At 63.8% G+C, this 22,239-nt stretch carries 15 protein-coding genes and 1 riboswitch; of the genes, 3 read left to right on the top strand and 12 right to left on the bottom strand.

What is annotated here, in order from left to right; all coding sequences use genetic code 11:
• Nucleotide 1: 1 nt before the first annotated feature.
• A complete protein-coding gene (gene hemF / locus LGH70_RS05795) occupies nucleotides 2-958 on the bottom strand; it encodes an oxygen-dependent coproporphyrinogen oxidase (protein WP_226183566.1) in 957 nt (318 codons plus the stop codon).
• 232 nt (nucleotides 959-1,190) lie between these two features.
• On the opposite strand from hemF, the gene LGH70_RS05790 reads away from it, so the two are divergent.
• Nucleotides 1,191-3,305: an alpha-ketoacid dehydrogenase subunit alpha/beta gene (locus tag LGH70_RS05790; protein ID WP_226183565.1), complete on the top strand. Its 2,115-nt coding sequence runs from the start codon at nucleotides 1,191-1,193 to the stop codon at nucleotides 3,303-3,305.
• A gap of 230 nt (nucleotides 3,306-3,535) precedes the next feature.
• Here the strand turns inward: LGH70_RS05790 and tamL are convergent, their stop codons facing one another.
• Nucleotides 3,536-6,055 (bottom strand): translocation and assembly module lipoprotein TamL, encoded by a 2,520-nt coding sequence (tamL, locus tag LGH70_RS05785; protein ID WP_226183564.1) that lies wholly within the window; start codon nucleotides 6,053-6,055, stop codon nucleotides 3,536-3,538.
• A gap of 5 nt (nucleotides 6,056-6,060) precedes the next feature.
• On the opposite strand from tamL, the gene LGH70_RS05780 reads away from it, so the two are divergent.
• Nucleotides 6,061-6,804: a TrmH family RNA methyltransferase gene (locus tag LGH70_RS05780; protein ID WP_226183563.1), complete on the top strand. Its 744-nt coding sequence runs from the start codon at nucleotides 6,061-6,063 to the stop codon at nucleotides 6,802-6,804.
• A 159-nt stretch (nucleotides 6,805-6,963) separates the two neighbouring features.
• On the opposite strand, the gene LGH70_RS05775 is transcribed toward LGH70_RS05780, so the two are convergent.
• The 8 genes from LGH70_RS05775 to LGH70_RS05740 form a co-directional block, all read right to left on the bottom strand.
• Entirely contained in the window at nucleotides 6,964-8,118 is a 1,155-nt protein-coding gene (locus LGH70_RS05775; RefSeq protein WP_226183562.1) for an outer membrane beta-barrel protein, read from the bottom strand.
• A gap of 20 nt (nucleotides 8,119-8,138) precedes the next feature.
• Entirely contained in the window at nucleotides 8,139-9,014 is an 876-nt protein-coding gene (locus tag LGH70_RS05770; protein ID WP_226183561.1) for a hypothetical protein, read from the bottom strand.
• Nucleotides 8,995-9,570: an RNA polymerase sigma factor gene (locus LGH70_RS05765; RefSeq protein ID WP_226183559.1), complete on the bottom strand. Its 576-nt coding sequence runs from the start codon at nucleotides 9,568-9,570 to the stop codon at nucleotides 8,995-8,997. The genes LGH70_RS05770 and LGH70_RS05765 overlap by 20 nt, the downstream gene beginning before the upstream one ends.
• A 289-nt stretch (nucleotides 9,571-9,859) precedes the next feature.
• A complete protein-coding gene (locus LGH70_RS05760; RefSeq protein WP_226183557.1) occupies nucleotides 9,860-13,222 on the bottom strand; it encodes a CHAT domain-containing protein in 3,363 nt (1,120 codons plus the stop codon).
• Between the two features lie 60 nt (nucleotides 13,223-13,282).
• Entirely contained in the window at nucleotides 13,283-16,210 is a 2,928-nt protein-coding gene (locus LGH70_RS05755; RefSeq protein WP_226183555.1) for a caspase family protein, read from the bottom strand.
• Between the two features lie 225 nt (nucleotides 16,211-16,435).
• Nucleotides 16,436-16,795, bottom strand: coding sequence for a CoA-binding protein (locus LGH70_RS05750; RefSeq protein WP_226183553.1), 360 nt, complete (start codon nucleotides 16,793-16,795; stop codon nucleotides 16,436-16,438).
• A 140-nt stretch (nucleotides 16,796-16,935) separates the two neighbouring features.
• On the bottom strand, nucleotides 16,936-18,504 hold the full coding sequence (locus LGH70_RS05745) for an NAD(P)/FAD-dependent oxidoreductase (protein ID WP_226183551.1): 1,569 nt from the start codon (nucleotides 18,502-18,504) through the stop codon (nucleotides 16,936-16,938).
• Between the two features lie 149 nt (nucleotides 18,505-18,653).
• A complete protein-coding gene (locus LGH70_RS05740) occupies nucleotides 18,654-19,061 on the bottom strand; it encodes an acyl-CoA thioesterase (protein WP_226183549.1) in 408 nt (135 codons plus the stop codon).
• A 178-nt stretch (nucleotides 19,062-19,239) separates the two neighbouring features.
• Nucleotides 19,240-19,438, bottom strand: a riboswitch (cobalamin riboswitch).
• A 116-nt stretch (nucleotides 19,439-19,554) separates the two neighbouring features.
• Between LGH70_RS05740 and LGH70_RS05735 the strand changes: the two genes are divergently transcribed.
• Nucleotides 19,555-20,865 carry an MFS transporter gene (locus tag LGH70_RS05735; protein WP_226183547.1) on the top strand — a complete coding sequence of 437 codons (1,311 nt, stop codon included), beginning with the start codon at nucleotides 19,555-19,557 and terminating at the stop codon, nucleotides 20,863-20,865.
• Between the two features lie 60 nt (nucleotides 20,866-20,925).
• Here LGH70_RS05735 and LGH70_RS05730 read toward each other — a convergent pair whose 3' ends face one another.
• Both LGH70_RS05730 and LGH70_RS05725 read right to left on the bottom strand, forming a co-directional pair.
• Complete coding sequence (locus LGH70_RS05730; protein WP_226183545.1) at nucleotides 20,926-21,195, bottom strand: hypothetical protein; 270 nt, start codon at nucleotides 21,193-21,195, stop codon at nucleotides 20,926-20,928.
• An 81-nt stretch (nucleotides 21,196-21,276) separates the two neighbouring features.
• A complete protein-coding gene (locus LGH70_RS05725) occupies nucleotides 21,277-22,236 on the bottom strand; it encodes a tetratricopeptide repeat protein (protein WP_226183544.1) in 960 nt (319 codons plus the stop codon).
• Between the last annotated feature and the right edge of the window lie 3 nt (nucleotides 22,237-22,239).

Below are 22,239 nucleotides of genomic sequence, written 5' to 3'. Positions count from 1 at the left end.
GCTAGCTACGGTTTTCGACCCACTGAACCCCTTTGCGCAGCCATTGCTGAGTGGCTTCCTCGGCCGAGCCGGGCGCGGGGCGCTGGTCGTAGTGCCACTCGCAGCGCGGGGGCAGGCTCATCAGAATGCTTTCGGTGCGGCCCCCGGTTTCCAGGCCGAAGCGCGTGCCCCGGTCGAAGGCCAGGTTGAACTCGGCGTAGCGGGCCCGGCGCAGCATGTGCCACTGCACCTGCGCCTCGCCAAACGGCAGGTCGCGGTTCTGGCGCATCAGCTCGGTGTAGGTAGGCCCAAACACGTTGCCCACGGCCTGGATAAAGGCAAACAGCTCCTCGCGGGTACCATCTTTGCCCACGGTAAGGCGGTCGAAGAAGATGCCGCCCACGCCGCGGGTTTCTTGGCGGTGGGGCAGGAAAAAGTAGTCGTCGGCCCACTGCCGGAAGCGGGGGTAATACGCCGGGTTGTGCTGGTCGCACACGGCCTTGAGCTGCTCGTGAAACCAGCGGGCCTGCTGCTCATCCACATAAATCGGGGTCAAATCGATGCCGCCGCCAAACCAGGCCTCGCCGTTGCCGGCCTCGAAGTAGCGCACGTTCATGTGCGAAATCGGCACCATGGGGCTGCGCGGGTGCTGCACCACACTCACGCCGGTGGCAAAGTAATTCGGGTTGGGCATGAGCAGCACGCGGGCAGCCTGCTCGCTCATCTCGCCCCACACGGCCGAGAAGTTTACGCCGCCTTTTTCCAGCACCTGCCCGCCCTGAATCACGCGCGACAGGCCGCCGCCGCCGCTGCCGTGCTGCCAGGCATCCGACTGGAACGTGGCCCCGCCGTCAGCGGCTTCCAGCTGCTCACACAGGCGCCGTTGGAAGTCGCGCAGCCACGCGGCCACGGCGTCGCGGAAAGTAGGAGCCCCCGGCCCGGTAGAGAGCGGGAGCGAAGAAACAGCAGAAGCGTCCATAGCAGAAAAGTGGATTGCGCGGCCAGCAAAGCACTGTGGCAAACCCGAAGCAGGAAAAAAGGCAGCAAGCTGCCCGGAAAAGAAGCGGCAAAGTTACGGGATTCGCGGCTTTCTTACCGGTACGGTCCAGGCTTAGTCGGGGGATACGGCTGGAATGCCGAAGCGGCGGGCCAAGTTCGGTCCCGCATCTGGATTTGATGCCGTACTTTCGCCTTCGTATTCCTAGCCCTCCATGCCGAATTCAACTGCTCCCACCCTGGAACCCGAATTTATCACCCCGCTCACCGCGACCCAGCCCAGCCTGGCGACGCTGCTGCGGGCGTATTCACTGATGCGCACGGCCGATGAGCTGGCCCGCCTCTACGAGGAAAACAAGGCCGTGACGGCCAAGTACGTGCACGCCACGGCCCGCGGCCACGAAGCCATTCAGCTGGCCGCCGCCTTCCACTTGCGGCCTACCGACTACGTGACGCCCTACTACCGCGACGACGCCATGCTGCTGGGCCTGGGCCTGGAGCCCTACGAGCTGATGTTGCAGCTCATGGCCAAGCGCGACGACCCGTTCAGCGGCGGCCGTACTTATTATAGCCATCCTTCGCTGCGGCGGGCCGGGTTTCCGGTTATTCCCCACCAAAGCTCGGCTACGGGCATGCAGGCCATTCCGGCCACCGGCATGGCCCATGGCATTCACTACCTCGAAAGCCAGGGCCTGATGCCGTCGGCCGACGAGCAGCCGGTGGTGGTGTGCTCCATCGGCGACGGGGCCATGACTGAAGGCGAGGTGGCCGAGGCCCTGCAGATGGCCGTGCTACATCAATTGCCCATTATTTACCTGGTGCAGGACAACGACTGGGGCATTTCGGCTACCGGCCGCGAGATGCGCGCCATGGACGCCTACGAGTTTGCCGCCGGTTTCAAGGGCTTGCAGCGCCTGCGCCTGAACGGGGCCGACTTCCCCGATTCTTACGCCGGCATGGCCACGGCCTTCGACTACGTGCGGCGCACTCGCGGCCCCATTCTGGTGCACGCCAAATGCCCGCTGCTGGGCCACCACACCAGCGGCGTGCGGCGCGAGTGGTACCGCGGCGACAACCTGGCCGAACACACGACCAATGACCCGCTGCCGCGCCTGCACGAGCAATTACTGGCGCTGGGCAGCACCGAAGCCGAGCTGGAGGAGCTGGGCCAGCAGGCCCGGGCCCGCGTCGAAAATGACTACCAGCGCGCTTTGGCCGCTCCCAACCCCGACCCGGCTACGTTTGCCGACCACGAGTTTGCCCCCGCCGCCGTGACCGAAGAAGCCGGGGAGCGGAGCCCGGCCGGGGCCGACAAAGCCCTGATGGTGGATGCGGCCCTGCACGCCGTGGATGATATTCTGCGCGAGTTTCCCGAGGCCCTGTTCTACGGCCAGGACGTGGGCGGCGAGCTGGGCGGCGTGTTCCGCGAAGCGGCGCTGCTGGCCAAAAAGTACGGCGACGCCCGCGTGTTCAACACCCCGATTCAGGAGGCCTACATCATGGGCTCCACGGCCGGCATGAGTGCCGTGGGCGCCAAGGCCATTGTCGAAATTCAGTTTGCCGACTACATCTGGCCCGGCCTGAACCAGCTGGTGGAGGAGCTGAGCAAATCGTGCTACCTCTCCAACGGCAAGTTTCCGGTGCAGGCCCTGATTCGGGTACCCATCGGAGCCTACGGCGGGGGCGGACCCTACCACTCGGGCTCCATCGAAAGCACGCTGCTCACGATTCGGGGCATCAAAGTGGTGTACCCCAGCAATGCCGCCGACATGAAGGGCCTATTGCGCGCCGCCTTCCTGGACCCCAACCCGGTGGTGCTGCTGGAGCACAAGGGCCTGTATTGGAGCAAAGTACCGGGCACCGAGGACGCCAAAACCGTGGAGCCGGCCACGGGCTACGTTATTCCGCTGGGCCAGGCCGCCGTTGCCCAGGAAGCCGACCCGGAACAACTGCGCCAGGGAGCTACCTGCGTGGTCATTACCTACGGCATGGGGGTGCACTGGGCCAAAACGGCCAGCCGGCAGTTTGCCGGGCAGGTTGAAATCCTGGATTTGCGCACCCTCAACCCGCTCGATTTCGAGGCTGTGCAGGCCGCCGTGCGGCGCCACGGCAAAGCCCTAGTCCTTACCGAGGAGCCCCTGATGAACTCCTTTGCCGAGTCCCTAGCCGGCCGCATTCAGCGTACCTGCTTCCAGCAGCTCGACGCACCGGTGTTTACCCTGGGGGCCGCCAACCTGCCCGCCATTGCCCTGAACGTGGAGCTGGAAAAGCAGATGCTGCCCAGCGCCGAAAAAGTAGCCGCCGCCCTGGCCGAGCTGCTGGAGTATTAAGGGAATGTGGTTGAATGTGGAGAATGTGAGTAATGTGTCCTTGCAAGGCGAAGACGGAAGCATTTCATCCTCTGCGCAGGTCGCCCAGACCTTTTACCAGAAAGCCCTTTACTACTGCGGTAGTAAAGGGCTTTGCGCATTAGTAAGCTCGGTACATTTCGAAGGGCGGATTACTTCAGCCTCGCAAGGCCACATTCTCCACATTCTCCGCATTCAACCACATCAGCACTTTAAAAAGGGTAGCCGATGCCGAGGTTGAAGGCGGTTTGGTTGGGGGATTTGCCGAACTGGAAGTTGGGCAGCACGTACTTTTTGCCCGGGGCCGTGGGGTCGTAAACTTTGGTGGCTACGTCGAGGCGCAGGATCAGGAAGGTGAAGTCGAAGCGGATGCCGATGCCCGAGCCCACGGCAAACTGCCGGTAGAACCGGTTGAGGCGGAACACGGCTTCTTCGCGCTTGGCATCCTGCTCCTGCAGGGTCCACACGTTGCCGAAGTCGGTAAACAACGCCCCGTTGATAAAGCTGTAGATGGGAAACCGGTACTCCAGGTTGCCCTCAATCAGCACTTCGCCGGGCTGCTCCAGGTCGTAGTCGCGCACGGGCAGGCCAGTGGTTTCGTCGATGCGGTTCGTGCCGTCGTCGTTGAGCTTGTAGGTGGTGTAGGAGCCCGTGCCCAGTCGGCGCGGACGCCAGGCCCGCACGCTGGAGCTACCCCCGGCAAAGAAGTACTTGTCGTAGGGAATCGTGTAGAGGCCGTCGGTTTTGGTCAGGGCGTGGGCCAAGCCGGTATTGAGGCGGTACACAAAATAGGAGTGCGGGCCCAGCTTATGGTAGCGGCGGTAGTCGGCGCTGATTTTGGCAAAATCGTAGACGGCCAGCTTGATGCTGTTCTGGTAGAGCGGGCGGGTCAGGCCGCCGATTTCCGCAAACAGGCGCAGGTAGCGGGCGTCGCGGGTTTGGGTGAAGTCGTTGGAGTTGTAGAGCGAGGTGGCGTTGAAGCTGGGAATAAACAGGCTCGTGAAGCTGCGGAACAGGGGCGAGCCTTGCGTCACAAACAGCCGTTCCAGCTCGTCCTCGAAGTTCGGGTCTTTCGTGGGGGTGTAAATCACGCTCAGATCGAAGGGCGTCAGAACGTACTGGTGAAAGGCGGAGCGCTGCCAGATATAGTCGTAGGTGGCTTCCAGGTTGGTGCGCGTGTACTCCGGGCGCCGCACGTAAGTGTAGCTGGTGCTGATGCGGGTTTTGGGGTTGTAGCGCGTCAGGAAGCGGTTGGTGTTCCAGGGCACCAGAAACTGCGGAATCACCAGGTTGGCGTTGGCCCCGAGCTGGGTGGTAAGCACGCTCCGGTCTTCGGTGCGGCTCAGCTGCCCCTCAAAGCCCGAGCGCAGGCCCAGTTCCAGCACTTCGGCTCCGCCCAGAATATTGCGCACCTTCAGCCGGAAGTTGATAAACGGACCCGGCAGGCCGGCCACGTAGGTACCGCCGAATTCGGTGGTTTCCTGGTACTTTTTGGTGGGCGAGGCATTCACGGTGGCAATCAACTGCCCGCGGTTGCTGATACTGTCGCCGTTGGTAGGCCGCACCTTGTTGTAGCTCACCGTATTAAACCGGAACATATCCAGGTCGCTGAGCTGGCGCTGGGTCAGCAGCGTATTCTGCAGGCTGTACCGGTCGCCGGGGCGCACCGTGAGCTTACGGTCGAGCACGCGGGTGCTGAAGCGGTGCTTGTAGGCCAGGTAGTACACCGAGTCGCGCACGAGCGTGTCGCGCTTCACCCCGAAGCGGGTGACGCCGGCATCGGTAATAAAGCGCACCCGGCGTACGGTATACACCTGGTGCGGCTCGCCGGGGGCGGGGTTGGCAATGATGGTGCGCAGCCGCACGGTGGCGGGGGCAAAGCTCGTGTCGGCTTCGAGGGTAATGTACTGCTGGCGAAAATCGTAATAGCCCGCGTTTTTCAGCAGCGTTTCCAGCCGGCTGCGCTCCTGCCCGATGACGTTTTCGTTGTAGCGCTCATTCATCCGCAGCAGCGAGGCCGGCTGCCCGGCCAGCACCACCCGCGCCACGGCCGAGTCGGCAATGTCGTAATCGAGCTGGGTGTAGTGGAAAGGCTGATTTTCGGTGATGCGGTAGGTCACCGTCACCCGCCGGTTGTGCACCGTATCGGGCTTGGCGAAGAGGTGGGCCAGGGAAAAGCGGCGGTCCACCACCGTGTCCGTGGCCGACACCTTGCTGCGGAAAAAGCCCTCCGACTTCAGGAACGTGCCAATCTGCTCCACGGTGGTGGCCGTGAGCGTGGAGTCGTAAATCACCGGCGGCTCGCCCAGGCGCATGATGGCGTTGCCCTTGTCGAGGGCCAGCTGCAGGCGGCGGGTGCGCTTCTCGCGGCGCACCAGCAGCTTGCCCACTTTTACCGAGTCGGGGCGGGCCGCCTGGGTGCGCTCGTCAAACTCGGTGCGGATGCGCTGGAGCTTGGCCTGGAGGCGTTCCTTGTTGTAAAAGCGGTTTCCGAGCTGGTAGATTGTTAGCTTTGGCAGCGGAAAGCGGCTGTTGGGCTTTTGCTGGTAGAGGGCCTCGATGCGCTCGGCATCGGCTTCCTTCACGCCTTCCAGCCGCACTCGGCTGAGCAGCTTCTGCTTAGGCTCCAGCAGCCGCAGCGGCGAGCAGCCGGCCAGGAGCAGCAAGGCTCCGGCCAGCGCCGTGCGGGGTATCCATCCTATCGTAGGCCGCCCTGGGCGGTTCGTAAACAAAGAATATGGTTTCAAAAGCAGTAGCGAAATACGTGCACGCGCTGCACCTGAAGAAATACCGGCTCCGCCACAACGCCTTTCTGGTGGAAGGCGGCAAAAGCGTGGTGGAGCTGCTAAGTTCCGGGCTTCTAACGGAGCGGGTGTTCCTGACGGCTGAGTTTGCCGCAAAAATACCGACCCTGCCCGCGAAGGTACCGGTTGAAATCGTGACGGAGGAAGAATTAACCAAACTTGGTACCCTAGCCAACAACACCACGGCCCTGGCCATTGCCCGCCTGCCCGACGAAACGCCGCTGCTGCCGGCCCCCAACCGCCTGCTGCTGGCCCTGGATGAAGTGCGTGACCCGGGCAACTTGGGCACCCTCATCCGCCTGGCCGACTGGTACGGCCTGCACGGGGTGGTGTGCTCCGAAACCTGCGCCGACCCCTGGGCCCCTAAAACCATTGCCGCCACCATGGGCTCGTTTACGCGCGTGGCTGTGTGGCAGCGCGAGCTGCCCGAGTGGCTCGACGCCTTGCCCGCCGCGCTGCCCCGTTACGGCGCCCACCTCGAAGGCGACAATGTGCACCGCCTCACGCTGCGCCCCGGTGGGGTGCTGATTATGGGCAGCGAGTCGCACGGGCCGCGCCCCGAGGTGCTGGCGCGCCTGACCCAGCGCCTCTACATTCCCGGCGCCGGTGGGGCCGAAAGCCTGAACGTGGCCGTATCGGCGGCTATTCTGCTCGATAATTTCCACCGGGAGCTGTAGGGGCGTAGTAACCGACAGTATCAGATTCTCATGTCGAGCAGCGTGCTGCCTCTGGCGGGTAAATGAGATGAGCAGGCGTAGCCTGACGGTCAGCTAAAGAGCACAACGGCCCGGCAGAAATTTTCCGCCGGGCCGTTGTGCTTGCTTACAATCAGCAGCTTAGTCGATAAGGGAGAAGCCGAAGCTGATGGTCTGGGCCTGGGGGCCGCGGTTGTTTTTGAACAGCTCGTTCATGTTGTACTTCACGAACAGGTCGATGCCGCGGACGCCGATGAGGCCCTGCACGCCGTACTGAAAGTCTTCCAGGTTGAAGTTGCCCCGGTCTTTGTCTTTGCGGGTGTTGCCTTCGGCTTCGTACTTAATCTTGGTGTGGCTGGCTAAGCGGTAGCCGGCAAAGCCGCCCGCCCCGATGCGGAACGCATCACGCCCGCTTTTGTCCTGGAAGTCGAGCTTCATCAGCAGCGGCATGTTGATGACGGTGGTAGCCAGCTTGCTTTTCTCCAGGTTCAGGTCCGGCTCCTGCACGATGAAGGTGCGGGTGTCGGTGGGAAACAGGCGGCGGTTTTTGTCGAACATGTAGTTGTTGAAGGCCAGTTCGGGACCCAGCATCAGATACAGCGGGCTGCGGCGGCCACCCAGCCGCACGTCGTAGTGCCAGTTCAGGCTGACGTAGCGCGAGCCGGTGGGCTTCAGGTCGAATTGCTCCTCGGCCAGCCCCGAGCGGTTGGTCAGCGCGTTCAGGCCCAGATCCACGGAGAAGTCGCTGTGCACGGCGCGGTTGGCGCGCTCCTCACGCTTAGCCAGGCGGGCCGCCGTACGCAGCGAGTCACCGTGGTGCGTCTTGTCGCGGCCGATGTTGATAGAAACCTCGTCGTCTTCCTTCTTGTCGCCATTCTTGGCGCCTTCCTTCACCGTCACGCTGAATACCTGCCCGAACTTATAGCCCTTCACGGCCACTTTCGAGGTGGGCTCTTCGTTGCGCACCGTTATCCGGATCTGCTCGGGGGCCTGGGTGCCGGGCCGGTCCTTGGCGGGGTAAAACTCCATGGTCACGGGGCTGTTGCCGGCGTTTTTGCTGGCCAGCTCGGCCTGCTGAATGTAGCGGTCCAGCAGGGCCATCAGCGTGTCGAGGCGGTAGGTGCGCAGCTCACGCAGCTGTTCCTTGTTCTTGGTATAGAGCGTCATGGTGGCCTGGTTGGGCAATTTCACCACGATGGTATCGTCGTTGACGGGCTGGCTGGCCGCCTGGGAGCGGGAGGGAGCGGCCAGAACTGTCAGCAGCAGCAGCGCCAACAGGGAGGATAAACGTTTCATGACTGTAGGAGTTGAAAATCTCAGAGTTGGATGACTTTGGTGGCCGAGTGATTGAACACGTTGACCTGAACGGTTACCGTTTCCGGCAACTCGACTTTGGGCAGCTTCACGCGGCCGTCTTTCACGGCCGTTTTCGCCTTGTGGAACAGGTTTTTCAGGTGAGAATCCGACTTGTAGCCAGGCTGCGCGTCCGCGGCGGCTACTACTACCGGCGTATCGGTGCCGCGGTGCACTTCTACTTCGATAGCGCCCGTGGGGGCGGGTGAGGCGGGTGAGGAAGCTACGGCCGCTACTTCCTGAGCTGCCCGGTGCTCCGGAAGCACCGCAACCGGCGAGGGAGCAGGCGGGCCCACTGCCAGGGCTGGTACCGGCGCCGGGCGGTTGGCGGTAGCTTTGGTAGGAGTGGCCTGCGCCACTACCGTTTGCTTACCCGAAGAAGCCCCTGGGCTCGTAAGCGGCTGCCGATCTGCTGTGCGGGTGAGCGGCTCAGCGGCAGCAGCAGGAGCCTTGGCCGGAGCGGCAGCCACGGCCGAAGCAGTGGTTGGGTCTTCTAAGCGGCTAGATGGAAACGCCGTATCGGCGGTTGCCTGGGTGGCAGCAGATTTTTTTGCGGGGCCAGCGGCGGCCGGACCGGTGGGGTTCACAGCAGTGGCCGCGCCCGTGGTGGTAGCCAGCGTGCCGCTTACAGAGCCCACGTTGTTGGTGCGCAGCAGCCAGCCGCCGCCCGCCACAATAAGCAGGGCAATCATGGCCGCGGCGGCGTAGAGCCACAGGGCCGGGCGCTTTTTGGCCGGATGGATTTCCTCTTCCAGCTGGTCCCAGAGGTAGGCCGGGGGCGCGGGAGCGTGGTGCTGAAGCTGGTCGCGGAACAGCTTATCAATATCTTCCGGTTGCATAATATTCTTTCGGTGAGGAGGTGGAAGCGCTCAGGCTGGCGGCTGCCAGGCGGCGCTGCAGCATGGCGCGGGCCTTGCTGAGCTGCGATTTGGAAGTACCCTCGGAAATGCCCAGCAGCTCGGCAATTTCGGGGTGGGAATAGCCTTCCAGGGCATACAGGTTGAACACGGTGCGGTAGCCGGCCGGCAGGTCGGCCAGCAGGGCCAGCAGGTCGGCCGCGTTCAGGTTGCTTTCGGCTTCGGCGGCCGTGGCCGGCACGTCGGTTACCATATCGTCGATGGCCAGGTGCAGGGGCTCCTTGCGGCGCAGCTGACCCAGGGCCTCGTTCACCATAATCCGGCGAATCCAGCCCTCGAAGCTGCCCTCGTGCCGGTACTGGTCCAGGGCCCGGAATACTTTGGCGAACCCGCCCAGCATAGCTTCCTCCGCGTCTTCGCGGCGGCGCAGATACCGGATGCACACGCCCAGCATCATGCCCGCAAACCGCTCGTAGAGCAGCTTCTGGGCACGGCCACTGCCTTGGCGGCACGCAGCAATCAGGTCGGCGTCAGTCACAGGAAAGCGGGGTAGAGTCGAACGATAGAAGGGGCTTTGGCGGGGTAGATGCGGCCGGGGCGGCCGGGGTTGCCTGAGCCAGCGCATTTTGGGTAGATTTTTCTGTCTACTACCAAATACGATAAATAAAATTCTGATTTTAAGTGATTTACACCGTGTATTTGGCTGTTGTCTTAGTGCCGCTGAGAAATGAGTGTGCACAAAAATGCCACTTCCCGGCGGAACGGTCTACTCCACAACAGGGAGAAACTGCTCTGCCGGAAAGTGGTGCTACGGTACTACCTGGGGCTCAGCGCCAGTACAGCAGGTAGTCGGTGGCCTGGCCGTAGTGCTGGTAGGCGCCCCAGGTAGAGCCGCCCCCGTTATAAATGGCGTTGCGTGCGGCGGCAATGGCCTGCCCCAGCGTGGCGTGCTTTTCCTTTTTATCGGCATAGCCGGGCGCTACTCCTTCCAGCAGACTCTCGGCGCTTTGCTTGACCAGCACCTGGGCGTAAAACTCGCGGGCGAAAGTCAAGGCCTGCTCGTCGTTCACGGGCCAGCCCGTGCCGAGGTAGTTGCGCACGCCCCGCTCGAAAAAAGCTTCGGCAATGCCCGCCAGGCTGCCATTCAGACTATCGGCCACGAAAGCGGGCTGCTTGCGCACCACCGAGGAAAAGCAGGCATTGGCAAACACCAGGCGGGGTACGTGCCGGGCCCGGAAGATCTCGCGGGCGGTTAGCACCCGGCCCTGGCCAAACACCCAGCCTTGCTGCGTGGGGTCTTTGGGGTCGAAGACGCCGTGGCCGGCGAAGTGAATAACATCAAAGCTGCCGTTCAGAATCAGGGCCATAATCTCCAGAAAGTCGCACTCGGCTTCGCCAATCCGCTCCACCACGTCCAGCTTGATGGCCGCATTGGACTGGGCGTTCATGTAGGCTTTCACGGTGCTCAGAATATCCACCACGGCCCGGCCTTCGCGCCGGGCACCGGGCAGCTGCAGATGCGGCTCGGGGGCCGGATCGGCAATAATGAGAATGCGCAGGCTGTGGTTGCGCGGCGGCGGAATGCCGGGCTTGGGTGAGAGCATTGTGCGAAACTGGCGAGCCAGCTGCATTTCCCGGCTCAAGGATTTGCGGGTGCTGTGGGGCGTACCCTCGGTGGCCAGCCGGTTTTGCATCTGGGCAAAGCAGGCCATTTCCCAGGGCAGCCCGGCCGTGTTGCTATCCAGCACGAAAGTCAGGGGCTCGTCGAAATAATCCTGAAAATCGAGCGGAAACAGCAGCGTCGACATCAGCTCGCCGTAGGTTTCCTGTTCGCGCAGCATCTGGGACTCCATCAGGCGGCCGGGCAGCGTGCTGGGAAAGTAGGGTTGCACGTCCAGTTCCCGCACCGGAATAACAGCCCCGTCAATCAGGGCGGTGAAGCGGTAGCGCGTGCCTTCCTGCTCGATAGTAATGCGCGGCCCCCATTTGCGCTCGGGCAGGTCGCCGGGCGGGTCGTCTTTGGGCGGTTTGGGCGGCCTGGCGGCCCGTGGGGCTGCCGCGGGGAGGCACTGGCCGCCCTGAAAGTCAAGCTCCAGGCCCGGCACCAGCGTATTGCCAGTGGCCCGGGCCTGCTCAAAAAACTCGACCTGGCATTTGCACTGGGCCTCGTCGCGGGCCAGCAGGGTGATGTCCAGGGCCTGCACGTCGGTAGTGGTGGGGCCGCAGCGGTCCAGGCCCTCGGCTACCCCCTGGATAAAGCTGAGTAGGGCCCCGGTTTCGCTCAGGCTGCCCCGCCCGCCCCGGCCCCGGGTGCCCAGCACCACGGCCGTAAACCGGCGGATTCCCAGCGAGGCGGCCATAAAGCTGGCATTGCTCATCAGAAAACGCAGGTCGTGGTGGGAGTAGCGGCCTTCCTCGCCCATGCCCAGCAGCAGCATAGCCCGGGCCTTAACCTTCTGGTCCATGCCTGCCGTGGCCGGGCGCGGCAGGTAGAAGGCTTTGCCCAGCTCCCCACTGAGCAGGCCCCGGTCGATGGCACGCCCAATCCAGGAGTCCAGGGCCACGTCCAGCTCCAGAAACCGGTTGGTCAGCGGGGCGCCCACGTAGCGGCCTATCATCAGCAGGTCGGTATCGACCTCACAAATGTTCTGCTGCAGGACCCGCAGCGTAATTTTCTTGTGCTGCTCGGTGGTCCGGCCGGTGTCCCGGGTCAGCGTGTCGAGGCGCTGGGTGGGGTTGGCCTCGCCGGCGGCGGCGCGCACCAGGGTTTCCTCGGCGGCCAGGTATTCCTCCCGCGTGTCCGGCGGCCCGGGGTGGCTCCGGCCTGGGCTGTGGCGCTCCGCCAGGTACTCGAGGGCAGAGCCGGCTATATCCTCGCCGATGGGGCGGTGCCAGAACTTTTCGCGCTGGGCGAAGGTGCGCGTCACGATGGGGCGGGCCGGCAGGGTAGCGGTGCGCTGGTTGCGGAAGATTTCGTCGACGGATTTCAGCACCAGAGGGTTGGCGAGCAGGCTGCCGTGGGTTTCGTCGATGTAGTAGGTGGGCAGCACGGGCTCGGCCGGGGCAGCCGGCGGGCCGCCTTGGGCCGAAACCGGCCGGAAAGCCACCCGCCCGTCGCCGTTCATGGTTTCCTGGTAGCGGAATTCGCCCGGCGAAACGGTTTCCAGCTTGAAAATAGTGGCTTGGTTGCAGCCCATGACGGCAACCATGCTGGCCGGGTCGAGAGAGGCGGGCTGGTCTTTGTCGCGCAGGTTTTTGTGGAAGTCTTGGGCCTTTTTCAGCAGGTGCTTGCGCACCGGCAGCGGTACCCAGGTGCCCCGCTCGTAGATTTCCTGGGCGGCACCTTCCAGCGCGTGGCGGGGCGGCAGCAGCTCGTAGGTGGCCGGAAACGAGTTGAGAATGCGCAGCACCTGGGGCAGGCTGTTGGCCAGATCGAGCTTGTCGAGCCAGCGCACCATCTTATCGGTGCCGGATAGCAGCTGCACGGCCCAGTAGGTACCCTCGTTGGGCGTGCCCACCAGCACGAGGCGGTTGACCTGAGCGGCCCCGTAGCCCGGGTACCACCGGGTGGGGTGCAGCTGCACGAAGCGCCGGGCCAGCAGCCCGCCCGAGCCGTGGGCCACCAGGCGCAGCGGGCCCGCGCTCAGGTGCTGCTTATCCAGAAAGGCGGCCAGCGCATTGGCCCCGGTGTCCATGCTCTGGCGCCAGTCGTAGGCAAAGATGTGCACGTCCCAGTAGCGGGCCAGCGTCAGCACGGCCCGGGTATAGAGCCGCAGACTCGGCCCAGTCACGGTTACCTGCGGCAGCGGGTCGGGCCGGTCGGTTTCCTTGCCCTTGTCCACGTCGTGGTACACTTTCAACCCCTGCAGGCCCTGGGTAATGGCCTGCAGGTCAAGCCAGACCGGCTTGCCGTTGACGCTCAGCTCCGAGCCCATAAAGTCCGGGATGAGCACCAGGCTGCCCCGGACAGCGTGCCCCGGTACCCCCGGCTCCAACGGCTTCAGCAGCTCATTCTTGTGGATAAGCTCCAGCAGGATCTTGTACTCCCTTTTGCCATAATACGCCCATAATCTGTCGCGCTTGGCCTGCAGATCGGGGGGCAGGTTGTGCTCCGCCGGTGTTTCGGCCAGCTGGCACAGGTCGAGCAGGAGCTGGGGCCAGGCCGGATTGATAGGGGTAGCAGGCATCATAATAAGAATAAGGGGTTCACAGGCGTCCGGGGGCCGAAGCCGCCGGCCCGGGGCTTGGCGCTACAGGGCCTGAGGCTGGCGCAACGACTGCAGCAGTAGAAAGTCCTGGGCCTCGTCGGTGCAGTCGATGGTGGGGTGCTGCTCGTAGGGAATACCGACAAACGCGTCGTTGACCTGCTGCATAAACTGCCGGTGGGTGCACTCCAGGGCCGACTGCTCCTGCAGCAGCGGCAACACCTTGCTGGTAAACAAGCCGTGCCCGTCGACCTCGTAGGCAAATTCGACGGCCTTGCACGCCGTAAAGTTGATGGCCCGCAGAAACTCCTTCTGCCCGCCCGCGCCCGGAGCGCTGCGCGTAGCGCGCCGGGCCGGGCGGGGGTGGCGCTGCAGAAACGTGGTCTGGGCTTTTTCGGGCAGGCGCATGTAGCGGCGCCGGGCCTCCTTATCCGGCTTGGCGCCCAGCATCGGCGGCTTGCGCGTATTGCTTTCCGAGTGGCAGCAGTCCATGAAGCAGGTCACGTTGACGCCGGCCGGAATCTGTTCGAACAGGGCCCGCAGATCATCGTCCAGAATCAGGCCCCCATCGGCGTAATCATAGGCGCAGAGGGCCTCATCCAGCGTATCGTGCGGGTTGCCGTCGGCCTGCTCGTCGGCGTCCCGGTCTTCAATCTGGGTGCCGTGGCCGGCATATTGCAGCACCACGATGTCGCCGGCCTCACTACTGGTTATCAGCTCCGTGAGCCGGTCCAGAATCGTGTCGCGGGTGGCCTGGCTGTTCACCAGCAGTTGGGTTTCAAATTCTACGTCCGCCAGCCAGCTTTCCCAGCTGCGGGCATCGGCCACGCAGCCGTTGAGCGGCGCATCGGGGTAGTTGTCGATGCCGATGCACAAGGCGCGCCGCCGCGGTGCCGCCGCGGTTTTTTCCGACGTGTTCAGCTTCCCGTTACTTTGCTTACTGTTTTTATCGGCCTTATGATGGCCATTCGAAGTTCCGGCCGCCATTGGCTGGGCGCTGCCGTTGCCCGCCGCAGGTGCATGGCCTCCGGGCCCGGCTGCATGCCCAAATGAGCCGGCCGCATCAATGGCACCAGTGGTTTGCTGTTGGGCCAGCTGCTCCTGGGCCAGCAGCAGCAGTGCGGGCGGCAGGGCTATGGGCTCCTGCCAGGGGTCGGCTGGGGCCTGGGCCGAGCGGCTGCGCGGGAAGCCCACAATATCATCCTGGTTGAGTACGCGCCGGGCCACGCTTTCCATCGTGGCCGCGTCGTCGTCGAAGCCGCCGTGGGTGGTGCTGGTGCTGGAGCTGCGCCGGCTGGGCTCGGTCGTCTGCGACCAGATAATCTGCACCGCCGGGTTGGGCTGGCCTTCCAGGCCCAGCAGGCGGCGCAACTCAGCATCGTTGCGCAAGGACATGTCCAGCCCCAGAATCGGCGTGTCCCGCTCCGATTCGAGGGCGTGGTGCAGCAGGTACAGCAACGATTTGCGGTAGATGCCGCCGCAGGTGTCGTCGCGCTCCAGCCGGTCTTCCATCGTGTAGAAGGTCAGCTGTTTGATGTTGTTGCCTACGTGTGGCATCAGCCGCCGCTTAAACTCATCGACCCGGATGGCCGGGGCCAGCAGGTGCAGACTGCGGAAGGCAGGCACGCCCAGCTGCCAGGCCAGGGGCAGGAAGTGCGCGTGGAAGATAGAGCCGGCGCTGTGCCCCACGGCGTGCAGCTGAATGTTTCCATTAGCCAGTTCCGTGGCATGACGCTGGCAGAAGCCCAGCAGCTGCCGGGCAGCAAAGTCGGCTCCGCCATCGGGGGCGGCGGCCCACTCGGCGCTGTCTTTCATATTTTTCCAGATGGGCCGGCCCGGCGCCCGCACCGCTTTTTCCACCACCTGGTCGGTCAGGTCGGCCAGGTCGCGGGTGGCCCCGCGGCGGCGCTGCCCGCGCAGCAGGGCCCCCAGGGTGCCGGCCAGCCCGGTTTCCCACACGAAGTAGATGGGGTACACGTGGTTTTGCACCCACCACGGAATGTAGCGGGCCGCGCTGTCGAGGCCGGTGCGCTCGGCTACCAGGCCGCCGTGCGCATAAAAGAGCACCTGCAGGGGGCGGTGAGCTTCCTGGGCTTCCCGCAGGGCTCGTTCCAGCTTCGCGTCAAACAGGGCTTCCACGTCGGCGGCCCGGGTGCTGAACTCGCCATTCTCGGAGAAAGCGCCCTGATCGAGGTTGATAACGTGGCGGCGGAATAGCTCAACGGTTTCCGGGGGAAAAGGCGCCGGGCCGAAAACGCCGCGCGCCCCCGTTGCCTGGGTCAGCATGGCTACTTCCTGCGGGTTCATCTGCTCTTCGGCTGGCTCCGACTCCTGGGCGGTAAAGCTCATGGCCTCGCGGGCAGCGGCCGGCGCGGAGTGGGACTGCAGCAGCGCCAGGAGGCCCTCGCTCGTGCCATCGACGGCGGCCGGGGCGGGCAGGGCGTGCGTCCCAAGTCGGGCCAGGATGGTCTTCACGTCGGCCACTGTTTTGTCGTAGTCGATGCCGGAGCCGGGGCAGGTTTTGGTCGACATTTCCCGGTGGAAGTGCAGGGCTTTGGCTCCCAGATTAAACCGGCGCAGGATGTGGGCCACCACGTGCAGGGCCGCTTCCCGCTGCCGCCCGCCAAACGGGTCCTTGCCTTTGTCAAAGTCCCCGACCATTTCGAACATAAAGGGGCCGAGCTGGCCGTTGCCATTGTGCCCCGAAGCGCTGGCCGGGGCCTGGTTCCAGTTGCGCCCGGTCCAGATGGAGCCGTCGGGCCCGATGGTGACGTGCTGGGCAATGTCGCTCCAGCCGTTGGTCTGGGTGTGGAAGCGCCACATGGCCTCAATGCTGGCCTCACCGCGGTACTGGCTGTGGTTGGGGCGCCAGGTGTGGTGCATGTGCACGGCATTGATGCGGCGGGTGAAGGGGAAGCGGTCCACCAGAGCGGCAAACTCGTCCAGCGTCAGTTTTTTAAAACGACCGGCCATGGCTATAAGGAATAAAGGATACGACAACAGGCCCCGCACGGGCTCTGCCTACTGAAGATAACGAATTATATATTTTTGCTAAATAATTGAATCAAAATAATATATTGTAAAAACTATGTTATTTGATATTGCTAGTACCGCCGACGATTCAGCGCAAAAAAAGCGGCCTTGTGTACAAGGCCGCTCTTCACGGAAGCACCGCGAAAATTGCTGTGAACCAGGATGTTAATACTGCCCGATGCTCAGCATCACCAGGGTGCAGGCTTCTTCGGTCCGGATGCCGCGCTGCTGGGCCAGGCGCTCCAGCTCCTCATTTTCGGTGCCGGGGTTGAAGATGATGCGCTTCGGCTGCAGGTCCAGAATGTAGTCGTACCAGGCGGGCTGGTTCTGGGGGCCCACGTAAAGCGTGATGGTATCAATGTCGCCGTCCTGGGGCCGGTCGGTGTGAATATCGAGGCCGGCTACCTGGCCTTTGCGGATGCCGACGGGCACCACCGCGTGGCCGTGCTGCTTGAGCTGGTGCACGGCGCGGTAAGAATAACGGGCCGGATTGTCGCTGGCACCGAGAACGAGGGTCTTTTTCATGATGGTTTCTAATGGTTCGTTTTTGGTTTTTGGCCGGGTGACCAAGCCAAAGCTGAATAGCTCCTGCCGGGTTGGGTTCACCCGGCTGTAGGCTTAAACGAAAATCAGCGGCAAAAAACCAAAAACGAGCTCCTCAAAAACTAAAAACTGGCCAGCACCGCCTCCGCGCACCGCTCCCCGTCCATAGCCGCCGACACGATGCCACCGGCAAAGCCGGCTCCTTCGCCGCAGGGAAACAACCCCCGGGTTTCGGGGTGCTGCAAGGTGGCCGGGTCGCGCGGAATGCGCACGGGGGCCGAGGTGCGGCTTTCCACGCCCACAATCTGGGCCGCATTGGTGGCGTAACCCGGAATCTTGCGGCCGAAGTTCTCAAAGCCCTGCCGCAGGCGCGCGGCCAGGCCGGGGCCCAGCACCTGCTCCATCGGCACCGACACGAGGCCGGGCTGGTAGGAGGTTTCCAGCAGCTCACCCGAGACTTTGCCTTTCAGAAAGTCGCCCAGGCGCTGGGCCGGGGCCAGCTGGGTGTTGCCGGCCAGCTGGCAGGCGCGCTGCTCGATTTCCTGCTGCAAATGCAGACCCGCCAGGGCGCCGTAGCGTTTCAGGTCCATGTCTTCCAGCTCAATGGCCGTCACGATGCCCGAGTTGGCGTAGCGCGAGTCGCGGCGGCTGGGGCTCATGCCGTTCACCACCACTTCGCCCGGGGCCGTGGCGGCCGGCACGATGAAGCCGCCGGGGCACATGCAGAACGAAAACACGCCCCGCTGCTTGCCCTGCCACTGGGTTTGGTGCACCAGGGAGTAGGACGCGGCCGGCAGCGGGCCCCGGTCGGAGCGGCGGTACTGGGCCTGGTCGATCAGCTCCTGCTGGTGCTCGACGCGCACGCCCAAGGCAAAGGGCTTGGCCTCGATACGGACCCCGCGGCGGTGCAGCAGCTCGTAGATATCCCGGGCCGAGTGGCCGGTGGCCAGAATTACGGCGTCGGCTTCCAGGGCCGTGCCGGCGGCCGTGACCACACCGCGCAGGTGGCTGCCGTCCAGAATCAGGTCGGTGACGCGGGTATCGAAATGCACTTCCCCGCCGGCCTGCAGCACCGAGTCGCGCAGGGCGGCTACTACCAGGGGCAGCTTGTTGGTCCCGATATGGGGGTGGGCGTCCACCAGAATATCGGGGGTGGCGCCGTGCTGCACCAGCAGCTTGAGAATGCGCTGAATGTCGCCGCGCTTGGTGGAGCGGGTGTAGAGCTTGCCGTCGGAATACGTGCCCGCGCCGCCTTCGCCGAAGCAGTAATTGGAGTCGGGATTCACCAGGTGCTCCTTATTAAGGGCCGCCAGGTCGCGGCGGCGGGTGCGCACGTCCTTTCCGCGCTCCAGCACGATGGGCTTGATACCCAGCTCAATGGCCCGCAGCGCCGCAAACAAGCCGGCCGGACCCGCGCCCACGATAAGTACCGAGCGGCGCGCCCGGCTTACATCGGGGTAATGAAACCAGGGGCCAAACAAGTCGGCGGGCGGCGGGGTGCGCCAGATGTCGGCCCGCAGGCGCACCAGGGGCTGGCGGCCCCGGGCGTCGATGCTGCGTTTGCGCAGGTGCACGAAGTCGGCCTGGCCGGGCTGCAGGCCGGCGGCGGCCAGCAGGGCGCGGTAGCGCGCGTATTCGTCGTAGGCCACTTCCGGGGGAAGCAGGGCCTCAATTTCTTGTTTTTCGGACATAACGGGTGAAAGGTGTTTAGCCTTTAGACCTTCTTGTAAAGGAGCTTTTCGAGGGGCAAAGATACGGAACTTCGGGGCCGGTCGGAAAGGCGCCGTAGGTATTCGTCTGTCATCCTGCGCAGAGCCCAGGATGACAGACGAAAAAAAGATTACTCCGCGCTAACGGCCTCGGGCAGAATGCGCACCGGGCGCTTATCGTTGTCGATGGCCACGAAGGTGAACAGGCCCGTTACGGCTTTGGTGCGCTCCTCGGAGTACATCTGCTCCACGAACAGCTCAACGCGCACCTGCAAACTGGTGTTGCCCACGCGCACCACGTTGCCGATCAGCTCCACGAGCGTGCCGCCGGGAATGGGGTGGGTGAAATCAACTTTGTCGGACGACACGGTGACCATCTTGAGGCGCGAAAAGCGGGTGGCCGTAATAAAGGCCACTTCGTCCATCATGTGCAGGGTGGCCCCGCCAAAGAGCGTGTCGTAGTGGTTGGTGGTGTTGGGGAATACCGCTTTGAAAATACGCGTTTCGGCGCGGGCAATTTTCTCGTCGAGCGTGAGCATAGGACTGGGGAAAAGAGGAAAAGAAACGTCCTGCGGCCGACTTCCGGCTACTCGCACTCCTAGAAACCCCCGCGGGAAAAAGGCCGCTTTCGGTGGCCCGCCGGCGCGTAAAAGCGCCCGGCACTGCCGCCCGAAACCCACCAGCACCCGACAAGAGCCCCATAGCGCGGGGGCAGCCTTATCCATGCGGCGCAGGGCAGGTCTCCTGACTTATACCGGCTTTCACCGCCCTTCTCACACCGGTTCTGAGCCGGAGCAATGGGCTGTAGCGTGGTGAAAACCAACTCGGTACTTACAGTAGCGCGTCTGTCCGGGATTTGCACCCGGTTCCCTATTAATTCCGGTATTACCCGAAAACCCTGAGCCGTCTGATCGAAATCAAACCAAGAACAACGGCGGCAAAGGTAGGAGTTTGGGGCCGGCAGCCTACCTTGGCAGCGGCTGCCGCGCAAATTAACAGCGCCCCGGTAGCCTTTCCAGTAGTCCGCTCCCTATGCCCGCACCACTTCCCGCCGCGCCGTCCGCACGCAGCATGGCCTCCCGCATCAAGTCCATCGTCAGCGGCTCCATCGGCAACCTGGTGGAGTGGTACGACTGGTACGTGTACTCGGCTTTCTCCCTGTATTTCGCCCCGGCCTTTTTCCCCAAAGGCAACCTTACAGCCCAACTGCTGAACTCGGCCGCCGTGTTTGCCGTGGGCTTTCTGATGCGGCCGCTAGGCGGCTGGCTGATGGGCACCTACGCCGACCGGCACGGCCGCAAAGCCGCCCTGGTGGTGTCGGTGCTGCTCATGTGCGGGGGCTCGTTGCTGATTGCCCTCACGCCCGGCTACGACCAGATTGGAGTGGCCGCGCCGGTGCTGCTGGTGCTGGCCCGGCTGCTGCAGGGCCTGAGCGTGGGCGGCGAGTACGGCACCTCGGCCACCTACCTGAGCGAAATGGCCGACCGCCAAAACCGGGGCTTTTTCTCCAGCTTTCAGTACGTAACGCTGCTGGGCGGGCAGCTGCTGGCCCTCACGGTGCAGCTGGTGTTACAAAAGGGGCTAAGCGAAGCGGAAATGTACGCCTGGGGCTGGCGCGTGCCGTTTGCAATAGGGGCGGGAGCGGCCCTGGTAGCACTGTATCTGCGCCGGCACATGGAAGAAACCGACTCGTTTGTGGTGCAGCAGCAGCCGGAGCCGGGCACTCAAGTACCCGGCAAGCTGCAAGTGCTGCTGCGCTACCCACTGGAAATCTTTACCGTCGTGGGCCTCACCCTGGGCGGCACCATCGTCTTCTACACCTTTACCACCTACGCCCAGAAGTTTCTGGTGAATACCGCCGGCTTCAGCAAGGCCGATGCGTCCTGGGTTTCCTTTGTTACGCTGGGCATTGCCCTGGTGCTGCAGCCGCTGTTCGGGGCCGTGTCCGATAGGGTAGGCCGGCGGCCGGTGCTGCTGTTTTTCGGAGTGGGCGCCACGCTCGGCACCGTGCCGCTGATGACCCTGCTGGGCCGGGCCACCGACGTGTGGACGGCCCTGGCCCTGCTGGCCGTAGCCATGCTTATCATGAGCGGCTACACCTCCATCAACGCCGTAGTGAAGGCCGAGCTGTTTCCAACCACCATTCGGGCCCTGGGCGTGGGCCTGCCGTATGCCCTGACGGTGGCCATCTTTGGCGGCTCGGCCGAATACGTGGCCCTGCAAGCCAAGCAGTGGGGCGTCGAATCCTGGTTTTACTGGTACGTAACGTTCTGCGCCGCCCTGTCCCTACTGGTTTACTGGCGCATGCCCGACACCCAGAAGTCCAGCCGCATGGACGGTTAAGCCGGGGTAATGTCCTGACAGCAGAAGATTCCGGGGCGCGGATTCACTTACATCTTTTATTCAGGAAGACGAAGGCGAGTCGCCGGTCGGGCCGTTCATACCAATTTGCCCCAGGCTGGCGTGGGCCTTGGTGGCATTGTCAAACTTTTCACTCAGGATGGCGCTGATGGCCTGGGCTACCTCCGGCCCGTTGCGGGCAATGCTGCCGGTCAGCACCTCGTAGTAAAAGGCGGCCAGCGTGTCGGCCGGCCAGAGCTGCCCGATGTTTTGGTGCAGGGAGCGGAGCTGGTCGAGCGAGGTGTCGATGATGTTGCGGTCGGTGGCGTCCATAGCGTTGCGGAGAAGGATGTGCCCTCCGACATACGCACGGCCGCCGGGGCGGGGTTGCCCCTTCACAACCTACGGTTGCGCTTAGCGGCAGTGCTCTTTTATAATGCGGCGCAGCTCTTTCTCGTCCACCGTGGCGTCGCCCCACTTCAGGGCCTGCCGTAAGGATTCGCAGCCGCTGGGGTCTTCCTGCTTGATTTTGGCAATGCCGATCATGCGGTGAAACTGGCCCTTCTCAATAAAGTCGGCCAGCTCCAGGCATTTGTCGTAGTCGGCTACAGCCTGGGGCAGGCTGCCCTGCTGCTCGTAGGCCAGGCCCCGGGCGGCGTAGGCGGCCAGAAAGTGCGCGTTAAGCCGAATGGCCTGGCTGTAGTCGGCAATGGCGCGGGCGTAGTCGCGGCGGGCGTAGGCCAGCTCCCCGCGGCTCAGGTAAGCCACCGAGTCGGCCGGGTTCAGGGCCAGGGCCTGGCTGAAGTAGCGGCGGGCATTGGCTGTATCCTGGCGGGCCATATGGGCTGCGCCCAGCCGGCGGTAAGCACTGGCCTCCTTGGGCTCCAGCTTCAGGGCCTGCTGGGCCGAGGCAATGACGCCGGCCTGGTCGCCAAGCTTTTCCTGCAGGTCGGCCATCCGGGTATAGTACTTCAGAGCACCGCGGTTGCGCACGTCGCGCTGCTGGCCCAGCTGAAAATAGCGCCGGGCCTCGGCCGGCGTGCCGCGCTTGCTCAGGTAAGCACTCAGGCCATAATACACGTCGGCATTGGCCGAGTCGAGCAGCCAGGCGCGGTTGTAGTGCTGCAGGGCCTGCCCGAACTTCTCCTGGTAAAACGCGCCCCAGCCTTCATCCACGTAGTTTTCGGCCGCCGCCGCCCGGGTTTTGTGCTGCTCCACGGCCTGGGCCACAAATGCCTGGTCGGCCTGGCGCTGGGCAGTAGTCTGGGGCCGGCCGGCATAGCGGGGCCGCTCGGGCGCGTCGTCGCCCTGGGCCTGGGCCGGGCACGTAATTGCAAGGCAACCGAAAACAATCAGGAGTATTGCCTTTCTCATAAG

This window comes from Hymenobacter nitidus, assembly GCF_020447315.1.
Taxonomy (GTDB): domain Bacteria; phylum Bacteroidota; class Bacteroidia; order Cytophagales; family Hymenobacteraceae; genus Hymenobacter; species Hymenobacter nitidus.
This window is presented reverse-complemented; position numbering and strand designations above follow the sequence as displayed.

Coding starts and splice junctions, on each gene's coding strand:
- hemF (WP_226183566.1), bottom strand. CDS start 958: ATGGACGCTTCTGCTGTTTCTTCGCTCCCGCTCTCTACCGGGCCGGGG.
- LGH70_RS05790 (WP_226183565.1), top strand. CDS start 1,191: ATGCCGAATTCAACTGCTCCCACCCTGGAACCCGAATTTATCACCCCG.
- LGH70_RS05780 (WP_226183563.1), top strand. CDS start 6,061: ATGGTTTCAAAAGCAGTAGCGAAATACGTGCACGCGCTGCACCTGAAG.
- LGH70_RS05775 (WP_226183562.1), bottom strand. CDS start 8,118: ATGAAACGTTTATCCTCCCTGTTGGCGCTGCTGCTGCTGACAGTTCTG.
- LGH70_RS05770 (WP_226183561.1), bottom strand. CDS start 9,014: ATGCAACCGGAAGATATTGATAAGCTGTTCCGCGACCAGCTTCAGCAC.
- LGH70_RS05760 (WP_226183557.1), bottom strand. CDS start 13,222: ATGATGCCTGCTACCCCTATCAATCCGGCCTGGCCCCAGCTCCTGCTC.
- LGH70_RS05755 (WP_226183555.1), bottom strand. CDS start 16,210: ATGGCCGGTCGTTTTAAAAAACTGACGCTGGACGAGTTTGCCGCTCTG.
- LGH70_RS05750 (WP_226183553.1), bottom strand. CDS start 16,795: ATGAAAAAGACCCTCGTTCTCGGTGCCAGCGACAATCCGGCCCGTTAT.
- LGH70_RS05745 (WP_226183551.1), bottom strand. CDS start 18,504: ATGTCCGAAAAACAAGAAATTGAGGCCCTGCTTCCCCCGGAAGTGGCC.
- LGH70_RS05740 (WP_226183549.1), bottom strand. CDS start 19,061: ATGCTCACGCTCGACGAGAAAATTGCCCGCGCCGAAACGCGTATTTTC.
- LGH70_RS05735 (WP_226183547.1), top strand. CDS start 19,555: ATGCCCGCACCACTTCCCGCCGCGCCGTCCGCACGCAGCATGGCCTCC.
- LGH70_RS05730 (WP_226183545.1), bottom strand. CDS start 21,195: ATGGACGCCACCGACCGCAACATCATCGACACCTCGCTCGACCAGCTC.
- LGH70_RS05725 (WP_226183544.1), bottom strand. CDS start 22,236: ATGAGAAAGGCAATACTCCTGATTGTTTTCGGTTGCCTTGCAATTACG.